This window comes from Pseudomonas sp. GW458-11-26-14-LB4 (assembly GCF_059423925.1).
Map to the genome: position 1 here is coordinate 69,325 of NZ_JBWKYU010000001.1, position 13,403 is coordinate 82,727.

Genomic DNA, 13,403 nt, shown 5'->3' on the forward strand with positions numbered 1-13,403 from the left:
GTGCAAGTCCCGGCAAAACCGGAAATCGGCCTGCCGCTGTGGCTGCTCGCCGAGCTGACTTACCGCTGCCCGCTGCAATGCCCGTATTGCTCCAATCCGCTGGATTTCGCCGAGCAGGGCAAAGAGCTGAGCACCGAGCAGTGGATCAAGGTATTCCGTGAGGCGCGGGAGATGGGCGCGGCGCAACTGGGCTTCTCCGGCGGCGAACCGCTGGTGCGCCAGGACCTCGCCGAGTTGATCCGTGAAGCGCGTCAGTTGGGTTTCTACACCAACCTGATCACCTCCGGCATCGGCCTGACCGAGCAGAAGATCAGCGACTTCAAGAAGGCCGGGCTCGATCACATCCAGATCAGTTTCCAGGCCAGCGACGAGCAAGTGAACAACCTGCTCGCCGGCTCGAAAAAGGCCTTTGCGCAGAAACTGGAAATGGCGCGCGCCGTGAAGGCCCACGGTTATCCGATGGTGCTGAACTTCGTCACCCATCGGCACAACATCGACAAGATCGACCGCATCATCGAGCTGTGCATTGCGCTGGAGGCCGACTTCGTCGAACTCGCCACGTGCCAGTTCTACGGTTGGGCGCAACTCAATCGTGTCGGCCTGCTGCCAACCAAAGAGCAACTGGTTCGCGCCGAACGCATCACCAACGAATACCGCGCCAAACTGGAAGCCGAAGGGCATCCGTGCAAGCTGATTTTCGTCACCCCGGACTATTACGAAGAGCGCCCGAAAGCCTGCATGAACGGCTGGGGCAGTCTGTTTCTGACGGTCACGCCGGACGGCACCGCCCTGCCCTGTCATGGGGCCCGACAGCTGCCGGTACAATTTCCCAATGTGCGCGACCACAGCATGCAGCACATCTGGTACGACTCGTTCGGCTTCAACCGCTTCCGCGGCTATGACTGGATGCCCGAGCCGTGCCGCTCCTGTGACGAAAAGGAACAGGATTTCGGCGGCTGCCGCTGCCAGGCATTCATGCTCACCGGCGATGCGAGCAATGCCGATCCGGTGTGCAGCAAGTCCGAACATCACGGTGTGATTCTCAAGGCCCGCGAAGAAGCCGAGCACGCCACCCAGACCATCGAACAACTGGCCTTTCGCAATGAACGAAACTCGCGACTCATCGCCAAAGGCTGAGCCTTTCAGCGCCACCGCTGCGGTTGCTGCCGGCGTGGATTTCGCCGAATTGCAGCTCGGCGCCCGTGGCTTGTTCTGGAATGAATATCGACCGACGGACGCCGCCTGCCGGATCTGGCACTGGCGCGATGGTGTGGCGAAATGTCTTGCGCCTACGGGTTTCAGCGTGCGCAGCCGGGTGTACGAATATGGCGGTGGGGCGTTTTGTCTGACGCCTGACGGGGTGGTTTTCGTCAACGAGGCGGACCAGCAGTTGTACCGACAGACGTTGGACGGCGAGCCCGTGGCATTGACCTCCGGAGATTGCCGATATGGTGATCTGCACTTTGCCAACGGGCAGGTGCTGGCCGTTGAAGAGAACGGTGATTGCCATCGGTTGGTGGCTATCGATCTGGCGAGTGGCGCCCGTCAAATGCTTGTTGAAGGCGCGGATTTTTACGCATCGCCGATCATCAGCCCGGACGGCCAGCGCTTGGCGTGGATCGAGTGGAGCCGTCCGCATCAGCCGTGGACATCCACACGACTGATGCTCGCCGAGCGTTCTGATAGCGGATTTTCTACCCCACGTTGCGTGGCTGGTGAAACGCTTGAAGAGTCGATCCAGCAACCGCGTTTCGATGCCAATGGCCGACTGGGCTGTCTGACCGATCGTGGTGGGTATTGGCAACCGTGGGTCGAGTCGGCAAATGGTTTGCAACCGTTAGCCAGCGCCGAAGCCGATCACGCGCCAGCCCCATGGCAACTTGGCGGCTGCACCTGGCTGCCCGCCGGCGAAAGCTTTCTGGCGAGCTGGAGCGAAGGCGGTTTCGGTCGTCTGGCGCTCAACGGCGAAGACTTCACCGGTGATTACAGCCGCTTCCGTCATCTGGCTGTCGATGATCAATTTGTTTACTGCATTGCCGCCTCACCGGTCAGCCCTTCAGCGGTGATCGCCATTGATCGCGAATCGCGTGAAGTGAATGTCCTGGCCGGCGGTGTCGCACCGCTGCCCGCCGAGCGCATCAGCCGCCCGCAAACCCTGCGCTACCCAAGCGGTGCGGGTGAAGCACACGGCTTCTTTTACCCGGCCACGAATGGCGATGTGAAACCGCCGTTGGTGGTGTTCATCCACGGCGGCCCTACCTCCGCCTGCTACCCGATGCTTGACCCGCGCATCCAGTACTGGACGCAACGCGGCTTCGCCGTCGCCGATCTCAACTACCGAGGCAGCAGCGGTTATGGCCGGAAGTATCGACAGGCGTTGCATCTGAGTTGGGGCGCAGTGGATGTCGAGGATGCCTGTGCGGTGGTGGCCTACCTGAATGATCGCGACATGATCGACGGCGACCGTGCGTTTATCCGTGGCGGCAGCGCCGGTGGCTACACCACGCTGTGCGCACTGGCATTCCATCAAGTGTTCCGCGCTGGCGCCAGTCTGTACGGCGTCAGTGACCCGGTAGCCCTGGCCCGCGCGACACACAAGTTCGAAGGCGATTATCTGGACTGGCTGATCGGCGATCCGGAGCAAGATGCCGAACGCTACGCCGCCCGCACGCCGTTGCTGCACGCAGGCAACATTCGCGTACCGGTGATTTTCTTTCAGGGCGAACTGGACGCCGTGGTCGTGCCGCAACAGACCCGCGACATGGTCACGGCTCTGGAGCAAAACGGCATTGAGGTCGAAGCGCATTACTACGCCGATGAACGTCACGGCTTCCGCCGGGCCGCCAACCAGGCCCATGCGCTGGAGCAGGAATGGCGGTTTTACCGGCGGGTGATGGGTTTGACGGACTGACCCTCAGCGCTTGGCGATGATGTACACCGCGTGCACGATCCCCGGGATATAACCGCACAACGTCAGCAGAATGTTCAGCCAGAACGCGCCGCCGAACCCGACCTGCAGAAACACACCCAGTGGCGGCAACAGAATGGCGATGATGATGCGGATAAAGTCCATGGGGCAGCTCCTGATTGGGGGTTGGCTCACCTGAGCCATACAAGCTAATCGACCTGTGCCGTTTGTCAGGGTTCAGTGCAAACCGCAATCTCGCCATCTGATCGCCATTACACGGCCACAAAAAAACGCCCCACGCCAAAAGAATCAGGCGTGGAGCGTGCGTTATACCGCGAGACGGTTCTTGAATTCGGGTGGGAAACTTCAGACGGCAATCCCTTTTCGGCATTGCAGCTGCGCGGTGCGTACCCGGGAGAAGGCGCGGGCCAGACGCAGGAGCATTTCGTCGATGTCGGTCTTGCTGACGTTGAGCGCCGGGGTGAAGCGCAGGCAGTCGGCTTGTGGGGCGTTGAGCAGCAAGCCTTCGTGAAGCGCGGCTTTGACGACGGCCTCGGCGGAGTCTTCCGACAGGGTCAGTCCCCAGAACAGCCCTTGCCCGCGCAACTCGCCGTGTTCATAACGATGGGCCAGACGGGCGAGTCCTTCGCGCAGATGCTGGCCGTTGTCCCGGATTTGTTCGAGGAATGCGCGGTCTTGCACGCTGTCGAGCACCACCAGCCCTGCGGCGGTCATCAGCGCGTTGCCGTGATGAGTGCCGCCCAACTCGCCGGAGTCGAAACAGCAGGCCTTGCCTCGCGCCAGCAGCGCCGCCAGTGGCACGCCACCACCGAGGCCCTTGCCGAGCACGACGATATCGGCGCGCACGCCGTAGGATTGTTCGGCGAGCAAGGTGCCGCAACGGCCGATGCCGGTCTGAACCTCATCGAGAATCAGCAGAATCCCCAACTCACGGCACAAGCGCTCGACACCCTTGAGGTAATGCTCGGTCGCTGGAATCACCCCGGCATCGCTCTGGATCGGTTCGAGCATGATTGCCACCGTCTGTGCATCGACTGCCGCATGCAGCGCTGGCAGGTCGTTGAACGGCACCAGATCGAAACCCGGCAGCAACGGTTCGAAGCGGTTTTGTAGGTTGCAACTGTCTGACGCCGAAATCGTCGCCAGACTACGCCCGTGACAGCCTTGTCTGGCGACAATGATCCGCGAGGCGCCACTGCGATGCAGCTGGCCCCATTTGCGCGCCAGTTTGATCGCCGCCTCACAGGCCTCACTGCCACTGTTGAGCAGATACGCCTGATCGCTGGAAGTACTGGCACACAGGCGCTCGGCGAGGCTGAGCATGCCGCGGTTGTGCAGATTGAAGCCGGGATTGATCAGAGCCTGGGCTTGATTGGCGATGGCCTTGACCAGCGCCGAAGGGCTGTGGCCGAGGCTGTTGGCGCCACCGGCCTGGGAAAAGTCCAGGTAGGCGCGATCATTGCTGTCCCATAGCCAGGAGCCCTGGCCGCGAACGAATACCTGTTGTGGGCGCTCGACGCTGGGCATGAGACGTTCGGCATTCAGGCCATCAGAAACGTCCGATTCCTGGGTTTCAAAAGCCAGGTCATCGAGGCTCGGCGTCTGGCGCCGCAAACTGAACAGATTCATTGAAAAAAACCTCGATCGAGGTTTTTTGAACTGCCTATGCAAACACTTTCAAAACAAACGCTGGTCATTGCGCTTTCCGGCCCTGTAAGCCTTGTGAATGCGGTTAGACTAGGCCTGTTCCTGCCTTCGAGCCATTTCGATTTCCCAGCATTTTCGATAAGTATTACTTATGGATTTCAAACAACTGCGTTATTTCGTCGCGGTCTACGAAGAAGGTCATGTCGGACGCGCCGCCGAGCGCCTGTCGATCTCTCAACCCGCGCTGTCCCAGCAGATTCGCCAGCTGGAGCAGAACCTCGACGTCACCCTGTTCGAGCGCAGCAGCAAACGCCTGTTGCCGACCCTCGCCGCCCACACCTTGTACAACCACGCCTTGCCACTGCTCGACGGCCTGCAGCGGGCGCGTGAGGCGCTGGGCAACTTCAAGGGTCAGGCACTGCGCACATTGGCGATCGGCGTGCTGCAAACCGTGCACACCAGCCTGGTGCCGCAAATGCTGGAGAGAGTGCGCAAGGCCCAGCCGCATCTGGTGGTGCAGATTTATGAACTGACGGGGCTTGAGATCGAGCGGCGACTGCTCAACGGCTCGCTGGACATTGGCATCAGCTATCTGCCGCCACGCCAGCCGGGGCTGCACGGCGTGATGTTGTACGAAGATGAACTGACACTGGTCATCCCGGCGGATCATCCGCTGCGGGAATTCAAGAAAGTCTCCATGAGTCAGGCGGCTGAATTGCCGATGTTGCTATTGGGTGAAGAATTTCAGATCCGCCAGATCTGGCAGGCGCAACTGGCCAGCCTCGGACGACGCCCGCAAGTGCAGGCCGAATTGAACAATATGGTGGGAATTCTCGACAGCCTTCCGCATACCCGTCTGGCGACGGTGCTGCCCGGTCGTTCGCAAAAAGAGTACGACGATCAGGACCTGCTGTGGAAACCATTGAGTGAGCCGCGCGTGCCGTTGAAGGTCGGGCTGGTGTGTCGCGATGTGCAACGCCAGCAGGCGCCATTGGCCTTGCTGCGAACGTTGCTGGAAGAGGTGATGCAGCGTGAGGACAAACCGCTGAAAGGGGCGCCGCCGCTGGACGCGTTGAGCTGAAAACTTTTCTGCGGGCATAAGAAAACCCCGCCGAAGCGGGGCTTTGCAGACTGTTTCCCTGACATCCATTTCACTCCGCCACCCTGGCAGAATCCTACGTGTCCGTGTTGTTGCTTTGCGCTTCCTGCGCGACGTCCATGGAAAGTAGATTAGCTCTGGATCCAATCTACGCCTATGGGAGAACAGCAGCACGTCATGTAAGAGATCGCTTACATGACGTTACATCATCAGAACTGCGCAGCGTCCAGCAGGAACAGCGACTCGCTGCCGGCCTTCACCGACGCGCTCAACGAGTGAATCCGCGGCAGCAGACGGGCGAAATAGAACCGCGCCGTGCCGAGTTTGCTCGCATAGAAATCGTCCTGCGCTTCTTTGCCCAGCGATGCCTTGGCCATCAGTGCCCACATGTAGGCGTAAGCGGTGTAGCCGAACGCTTGCAGATACTCGACCGATGCCGCGCCGATTTCGTTCGGGTTGGTTTTCGCCCGGTCCAACAGCCACGAGGTCAGCTCGTCGAGGGTGTCGACGGCGTCATTCAGCGGCTTGGTGAACTCGCCCAGATCGGCACTGGCGGTTGCGGTGAAATGGCGGATCTCGTCGGCGAACAGTTTGTAGAACGCGCCGCCGCTGCCGACGATCTTGCGACCCACCAGGTCCAGCGCCTGAATGCCGTTGGTGCCTTCGTAGATCTGAGTGATGCGCACATCACGCACCAATTGCTCCTGGCCCCACTCACGGATGTAGCCGTGGCCGCCGAAGATCTGCTGGCCGTGTACGGTGGTTTCCAGACCCAGATCGGTCAGGAACGCCTTGGCCACTGGTGTCAGCAAGGCCACCAGATCTTCCGCACGTTTGCGGGTGGCGGCGTCTTCGCTGAATTTGGCGGTATCGAGTTGCATCGCCACGTAGGTGGAGAACGCACGACCGCCTTCGTTCGAGGCTTTCATGGTCAGCAACATGCGACGCACATCCGGGTGGACGATGATCGGGTCGGCCACCTTGTCCTTGTTCTGCGCGCCGGTCGGCGAACGGCTTTGCAGGCGGTCACGGGCGTATTCGATGGCGTTCTGGTAGGAACGCTCGCCGGTGGCCAGGCCCTGAATGCCGACGCCCAGACGCTCGTAGTTCATCATGGTGAACATCGCGGCCAGGCCCTTGTTCGGCTCGCCGACCAGGTAACCCACCGCTTCGTCGAAGTTCATCACGCAAGTGGCGGACGCCTGGATGCCCATCTTGTGTTCGATCGAACCGCAGTTCGCCGGGTTGCGCGCGCCCAGGCTGCCATCGGCATTGACCATGAACTTCGGCACCAGGAACAGCGAAATGCCTTTCGGCCCCGCCGGTGCGTCCGGCAGTTTGGCCAGCACCAGGTGGATGATGTTTTCAGTCAGGTCGTGCTCACCGCCGGTGATGAAGATCTTGGTGCCGCTGACCTTGTAGGAACCGTCAGCCTGAGGCTCGGCCTTGGTACGGATGATGCCCAGGTCGGTGCCGGCGTGCGGCTCGGTCAGGCACATGGAACCGGCCCAGACGCCGGCGTACATGTTCGGCAGGTACGCGGCTTTGAGCTCTTCGCTGGCGTGGGCATTGATCGACAGGCAAGCGCCGGCGGTCAGCATCGGGTACAGACCGAAGGACAGGCTGGCGGAGTTGACCATTTCTTCGACCTGAGCCGAGACGGCTTTGGGCATGCCCATGCCGCCGTAAGCCGGATCACCACCAACACCGACCCAGCCGCCTTCGGCATAAGTCTGATAGGCCTGTGGGAAACCGGCCGGCGTGGTGACGGCACCGTCGGCCCAGTGGCAGCCTTCTTCGTCGGCGGCACGGCTCAGGGGCGCGATGCTTTTGCTGGTGACCTTGCCGGCCTCTTCGAGAATGGCTTCAACGGTTTCCGCGTCCACGGTCTCGGCCAGGGCCGGCAGTTCGGCCCAGAGTTTGGCGACTTCGAACACTTCATTGAGGACGAAGCGCATATCGCGCAGCGGCGCTTTGTAGTCAGCCATGGCAAACCTCGCAAAGATCTAAACAGGTGATTCGTGGAAGGGTGATTTCGTTGAGCTGGAGTGTAACCCAACAACTTTTGCGACACATAGGGTCAGGCGGTGACTGATTTGTTATTTTTAGTCATCAGCAATCAACCATAAAGAAGCCCGCTATCAGCGGGCTCTTTTGTTTAACAGTGCCGTGTTACAGCGCGAACAACTGCGCCGGCAGTTTCATCAGGCAATCGCTGCCCGCCTCGATCGCCGCACGATGCGCAGCGGTGCGCGGCAGCAACCGCTTGAAGTAAAACTCGCACGTCGCCAGTTTGCCCTGGCAGAAATCACCATCACCCTCACCCGACTCCAGCTGCGCCTGGGCAACCAGCGCCATGCGCAGCCACAGGTAGCCGAGCACGATGTAACCGCTGTACATCAGGTAATCCACCGACGCGGCGCCGACTTCATCCGGGTTCTTCATCGCGGCCATACCGACCTTCATGGTCAGGTCGCCCCACTGCTGATTGAGGCCATCGAGCTGCGCGACAAACTCGCCAAGTTGCGGATGCCCGGCGTTGGCCGCGCAGAATTTGTGGACGATCTTGGTGAAGTTGCGCAGCAGCTTGCCCTGACTGCCCAGCACTTTGCGCCCGAGCAGATCCAGCGCCTGAATGCCGTTGGTTCCCTCATAGATCGGCGCGATCCGGCAATCGCGAACCAGTTGTTCCATGCCCCACTCGCGGATAAATCCGTGGCCACCGAACACCTGCATGCCGTGGTTGGTCACTTCCAGCCCGGTGTCGGTCATGAACGCCTTGCAGATCGGGGTCAGGAACGCCAACAGGTCTTCGGCCTCCTGACGCGCCTGGGCGTCCGCGCTCAGGTGCGCGACATCGAGCATCTGCGCGGTGAAATAGGTCAGCGCGCGGTTGCCTTCGTTGAAGGCTTTCATGGTCAGCAGCATGCGCCGCACGTCCGGGTGGACGATGATCGGGTCAGCCGGTTTGTCCGGAGCTTTGGCACCAGTCAGGGCACGCATCTGCAGACGGTCGTTGGCGTATTTGATTGCGCCCTGGAAACTCGCTTCGCCCAGACACAGGCCCTGCATCCCGGTGCCGAGACGCGCGTGGTTCATCATGGTGAACATGCAGTTCAGGCCCTTGTTCGGCTCGCCGATCAGGAAGCCTTTGGCGTCGTCGAAGTTCAACACACAGGTGGCCGAAGCCTTGATGCCCATCTTGTGTTCGATCGAACCGCAGGAAACGCCGTTGCGCTCGCCCGCCTCACCGGATGTGTCCGGGAGAAATTTCGGCACGATGAACAGCGAAATCCCCTTGGTCCCGGCCGGTGCGTCCGGCAGTTTGGCCAGCACCAGATGAATGATGTTGTCACTCATGTCGTGCTCGCCGGCGGAGATGAAAATCTTGCTGCCGGTCACTGCATAACTGCCGTCGGCCTGAGGCACGGCGCGGGTCTTGATGATGCCCAGATCGGTGCCGCAATGGGCTTCGGTCAGGCACATGGTGCCGGTCCACTGGCCCGCAGTAAGTTTGCGCAGATAGGTGTTTTTCTGTTCTTCGGTGCCGTGGGCGTGGATCGCCGACATGGCGCCGTGGGTCAGGCCCGGGTACATGCCCCAGGAGGTGTTGCTGGAGGCGACCATTTCGCTGATCACCAGTCCCAGTGAACTCGGCAGGCCCTGGCCGCCGTAGGTCGGATCTGCCGCCAGACCGTGCCAGCCACCTTCCACGTATTGTGCGAAGGCTTGCTTGAAGCCTGTAGGCGTTGTCACTACACCATTGTCGAAATGGCAGCCCTCTTCGTCGCCGCTGCGATTGAGCGGTGCCAGAACGTTCTCACAGAACTTTGCGCCCTCGTCGAGGATCGCGTTGATCATGTCCGGGCTGGCGTCGTGGGCGCCGAGGGCCGCGTACTGAGTGTGAAAGTCAAAGACGTGGTCGATCAGAAAGCGCATGTCGCGCAGGGGAGCTTTGTACTCGGGCATGGTGGCTTCTCCTTCAGCAGATTGCTTCAACCTACTGCCGGCCACCCTGCCCCACAATCACTGTCCAGACGCTGAATGCGCCGTCATCACTCAACCTGCGGCGCTGTCCATGCGCACCGCGCCACGGCGGTTCTGCCCAAACGCCATCACACAGTTTCGCCCTGCGCCCTTGGCACTGTAGAGCGCCTGGTCGGCGGATTTCAGCACCTCTTCCGGGGTGCGCTGTTCCAGGCGTTCGGCCACGCCGATGCTGACGGTGACCGACACGCTGGACGCGCCCGACCCCGAGCGACGCTGACGGCCCTGCTGATCATCCTGCGGGCGGCTTTCCTGATTTCGCAGCTGAATGTTGTAGGACGCAATCGACTCACGGATGACTTCCAGGTGCGGCATGCACTCTTCAAGAGTCTTGCCCGCAAACACCAAGGCGAATTCCTCACCGCCATAGCGATAAGCCCTACCGCCGCCGCTGATTTTGGACAGCTTGCTGGCGACCAGCCGCAGGACCTGATCCCCCACGTCGTGGCCGTGGGTGTCGTTGAATTTCTTGAAGTGATCGACGTCGCTCATCGCCAGCACATAGTTGCGCCCCAGACGCTGCATGCGCTCGTTGAGTGCACGGCGGCCCGGCAGGCCGGTGAGTTCGTCGCGGAAGGCCATTTGATAAGCCTCGTGCGCTACCGCCGCCGCAATCATCAGCATGACCTGACTGCACATGATGTTCAGGGTAAACGGCAGGATGAAGGTTTTCGGCAGCATCCAGAACACCCCGAGCAACCCCACCAGTTGCGCCGCGTGCAGCGGACGCGGGTTGCGCCAGTATTGCCAGGCCAGCAGCAGGAACGCCGAGATGAACACCGGATACGACAACTGGATCAGGCTCATCCAAGCGCCGTGCAGCGCCGGCCAGCGGATCTCGGAAAGCCACATCAGCAACGCCTGCGGGTAACTTTGCTCAAGCCCCAGCGCCACGCTGCCAAAGGCCAGCAGCACGGCGAAGCGCGCAACCATGTCCTGAAACAGGTGCGTGCGTTCCTGCCACGCGGCGAATAGTCCGAACAACAGCGGCAATAGCAGACAGACCAGGTGGAACACCACGGCCGCGTCTTCGCGAACCTTGCCGTTGTCGCGGTAATAGTCGGTCTGGGTGTCGAGCAGGAAGTAGGCGATATACACCGTGACCATCAGAAACAGCTCGCGCTGGCGTCGGTAAACCGCACAGTACGAACCGCCCAACAGCAAAACCAGGGTAGGCAACACGTTGAACAGCGAAGTGAAGAACACGTTGAGGTCTTTGACGTACGCAGCCGCCAACCCCGCGAGCAACAACAGCAGTGAAGGTAGAAAATGACTGAAACGTACAGCGGAAGAACGCGGCAAGGGAAAAAGCTCCGATCCGTCATAGCAAAGAGATGGCATTGTGCCTGCAATGTGGCCAGTTAAGCACACACAATGTGATCCAGATCACAGGCTGTCTCTTTAACGGCCGAAATCGGCAGTTGCTGAGTAATTCAGTAAGGTTTTTTGCGCAATGGCCGCTAGACGGCCACCATGGCCATCATTCTTGATGGCCATGGTGTGTTTTTCTGCTCAGAGATCGTTGTAGAACGGTTGCAATGGCCCCTCTGCTGCCGGCCGGCCTTCAGCGCCGTAAGGCTTGAGGTTGAGCGAGGCGTCCATCGCCTGACGGGTCGTGACTTTCGGACTGGCCGGGCGCTGGGTCACGGCATTCTCGTCGCCGATATGGCCCTGCGGGATCACCAGCGATGGATGATCGAACGGTGCGCGTTCCCAGGCCACGCGCGGATCGGTCAGGCCGACTTCCATGAATTTCACCACGGCATCGATTTCGGCAGGCGTCAGGTTCAGCGCCGTCATGTCCGGATCGAGGTTGGAAGTGTTGTGCTGGTTCACCGCCGGATGCTCGAAGCCGCTGGTGTTGTTGGCGTCTTCGCCGCGCCGGTCACCGCCACGGTTGTAGAACTCCATCACCTGTTTAAGCGTCGAGCGGCTGCCGTTGTGGAAATACGGGCCGGTCAGGGCGATGTTGCGCAGGGTCGGCGTCTTGAACGCGCCATCGACCGAATCGCGGAAACCGACATTCGGCTTGAGCGTGACATCGCACGGATTCGCCGCGCTCAACGGCGCCTCGAACGTGCAGACATCGACGTCCAGCGGATCCACCGAACGGCCGCCCTGCAACACGCTGTTGTACTGCCGGGTGAACGACCAGGGATTGCCCCACGCATCTGCGCCGCCGAGAGCCAGGTCTTCCGAGGTCGGGCGTACACCGGTGTTGTAGAAGCCGTTGTCGTAAAGGGTGGTCAGGTTGTCGGCCATCACCATGCGTTCGATGCGTTCGCGCGGATGCATCAGCAGGCGGCTGGCGGCGTTGGTCAACTCCGGCCCGCCGTGGCAATTGACGCATTTGCCCTTGCCGAGAAACAGGTTCATGCCCTCGACCTGTTGCGCGTTCATCGCGGTGTGATCGCCCTGCAGGTAGGCATCGATCGGCGCCTGATCGGACACCAGCGTGGCCTCATACATCTGGATCGCCAGGCCGAAAAACAGCGGGAAGTTGGCCTCCATCTGGGTGTACGGCACGCCGCCCACCAGAACGTTTTGCGTGGCGTTCCACAGCCGGGGCTGGAAGGCGTTCTTGATCAGTTCGCGATAGGTCGGCCGCCGTGCGCCCGATACTGGAGCCAGCACCGAGTCGGTGGATGAAATCCTTTGCTGCTTGAGCATCAGCGTGTCGAGCATCCTGCGGCCGATGTCGGCAAAGGTACGGCCACCGCAGGACATTTCCACCGGGCTGCCGGGCGGGCCGACGGCTTGCGAGGCGGCAGAGGCGTCGTTGAGCGCCAGCCGCACTTTGGTGGCGACCGTGCTGCGTTCGCTGGTCACGTAGATCCCGGCATCCGGATCGCGATTGCCGAACGGCGAGAAACCGTTGAAGACGTTATTGGCCCGACCGTCCCAGAAGTTGCGCACGTTGAACGCGGCGTTGATCACCGACGGCGCATTGCGCCCGGTGCTGCGGCGAACGTTGATGCCGCCGACCTGAAACAGACCGTCCGGCTGTTGGGTGCATTTGTCGAAACGCGGCTGGTTGGGTTTGACGAAGTTGGCGTCGAACACGCCTTGCGAGCCAACCACATCGTCCGTCGAGTACACGATGGGCGAGTTGCGCTCCAGGGGATTGCTCAGCACGTGGGTCGGGAAGTCGGTTTTCTTCAGCGTGTAGTTCGGACCGCCCTTGCCGCCGGACAACGTCGCGTAGGACGCCACATCACCGGGAATGTCCGAGGCTACAAACGGTTTATTGAAGATCGACGCGACGTTGGCGTTGGTGTGCGCCTGGCCGGGGTTGAGCTGGTTGGTGATGCGGTGATCGACGCCGGCGTGGTAGTGGCAGGACGCACAGGCCGTGGAGCCATCGCTGCCGATCTCCATATCCCAGAACAACGCCTTGCCCAACAGGATCGCGGCCTGGCGATTGAGCACGTAGTCGGTCATCAGGTCGACCTTGCGCCCGCCTTCGGTTCCGGACGGATCGGGGGGCACCATCCCGCGCAACGATTGCAGCGAGGGAACCTCCGGCAAGGGAGGATCGACTTCGGCGGGGTCGGCGGCCCATGCGCTTTGGACTGATAGCGCAACGGGTAACCAGAAGGTCAAACGAGCGAGTCGACTGATGTTCATAGGCTTCACCCTGACTGTTGTTGTTAAGTGCCGGGCGTCTTGCTTCTTTGAGCA

Annotated in this window: 9 protein-coding genes; 3 read left to right on the top strand and 6 right to left on the bottom strand. The window is 61.0% G+C overall.

Annotated elements, in window-relative coordinates; translation table 11 throughout:
• Together pqqE and AC07XZ_RS00325 are read left to right on the top strand one after the other, a co-directional pair.
• Entirely contained in the window at positions 1 to 1,137 is a 1,137-nt protein-coding gene (pqqE, locus tag AC07XZ_RS00320; protein WP_371807421.1) for a pyrroloquinoline quinone biosynthesis protein PqqE, read from the top strand.
• Complete coding sequence (locus tag AC07XZ_RS00325) at positions 1,103 to 2,911, top strand: alpha/beta hydrolase family protein (RefSeq protein ID WP_102685696.1); 1,809 nt, start codon at positions 1,103 to 1,105, stop codon at positions 2,909 to 2,911. The genes pqqE and AC07XZ_RS00325 overlap by 35 nt, the downstream gene beginning before the upstream one ends.
• 3 nt (positions 2,912 to 2,914) lie before the next feature.
• Here AC07XZ_RS00325 and AC07XZ_RS00330 read toward each other — a convergent pair whose 3' ends face one another.
• Together AC07XZ_RS00330 and AC07XZ_RS00335 are read right to left on the bottom strand one after the other, a co-directional pair.
• Entirely contained in the window at positions 2,915 to 3,073 is a 159-nt protein-coding gene (locus AC07XZ_RS00330) for a YqaE/Pmp3 family membrane protein (protein WP_003228885.1), read from the bottom strand.
• 201 nt (positions 3,074 to 3,274) lie between these two features.
• Positions 3,275 to 4,558 (bottom strand): aspartate aminotransferase family protein, encoded by a 1,284-nt coding sequence (locus tag AC07XZ_RS00335; protein ID WP_102685697.1) that lies wholly within the window; start codon positions 4,556 to 4,558, stop codon positions 3,275 to 3,277.
• A 169-nt stretch (positions 4,559 to 4,727) separates the two neighbouring features.
• Here AC07XZ_RS00335 and AC07XZ_RS00340 point away from each other — a divergent pair, with 169 nt between their 5' ends.
• Positions 4,728 to 5,657: a LysR family transcriptional regulator gene (locus AC07XZ_RS00340; RefSeq protein ID WP_085746606.1), complete on the top strand. Its 930-nt coding sequence runs from the start codon at positions 4,728 to 4,730 to the stop codon at positions 5,655 to 5,657.
• Between the two features lie 227 nt (positions 5,658 to 5,884).
• On the opposite strand, the gene AC07XZ_RS00345 is transcribed toward AC07XZ_RS00340, so the two are convergent.
• The 4 genes from AC07XZ_RS00345 to AC07XZ_RS00360 all read right to left on the bottom strand — a co-directional run bounded on the left by AC07XZ_RS00345 (position 5,885) and on the right by AC07XZ_RS00360 (position 13,349).
• Positions 5,885 to 7,663 carry an acyl-CoA dehydrogenase C-terminal domain-containing protein gene (locus AC07XZ_RS00345; RefSeq protein ID WP_102685698.1) on the bottom strand — a complete coding sequence of 593 codons (1,779 nt, stop codon included), beginning with the start codon at positions 7,661 to 7,663 and terminating at the stop codon, positions 5,885 to 5,887.
• A gap of 184 nt (positions 7,664 to 7,847) precedes the next feature.
• Positions 7,848 to 9,644 carry an acyl-CoA dehydrogenase C-terminal domain-containing protein gene (locus tag AC07XZ_RS00350; RefSeq protein WP_102685699.1) on the bottom strand — a complete coding sequence of 599 codons (1,797 nt, stop codon included), beginning with the start codon at positions 9,642 to 9,644 and terminating at the stop codon, positions 7,848 to 7,850.
• A 90-nt stretch (positions 9,645 to 9,734) separates the two neighbouring features.
• Positions 9,735 to 11,024 carry a GGDEF domain-containing protein gene (locus AC07XZ_RS00355; RefSeq protein ID WP_064380305.1) on the bottom strand — a complete coding sequence of 430 codons (1,290 nt, stop codon included), beginning with the start codon at positions 11,022 to 11,024 and terminating at the stop codon, positions 9,735 to 9,737.
• A 210-nt stretch (positions 11,025 to 11,234) separates the two neighbouring features.
• Positions 11,235 to 13,349 (bottom strand): cytochrome-c peroxidase, encoded by a 2,115-nt coding sequence (locus AC07XZ_RS00360; protein WP_102685700.1) that lies wholly within the window; start codon positions 13,347 to 13,349, stop codon positions 11,235 to 11,237.
• Positions 13,350 to 13,403: the final 54 nt, after the last annotated feature.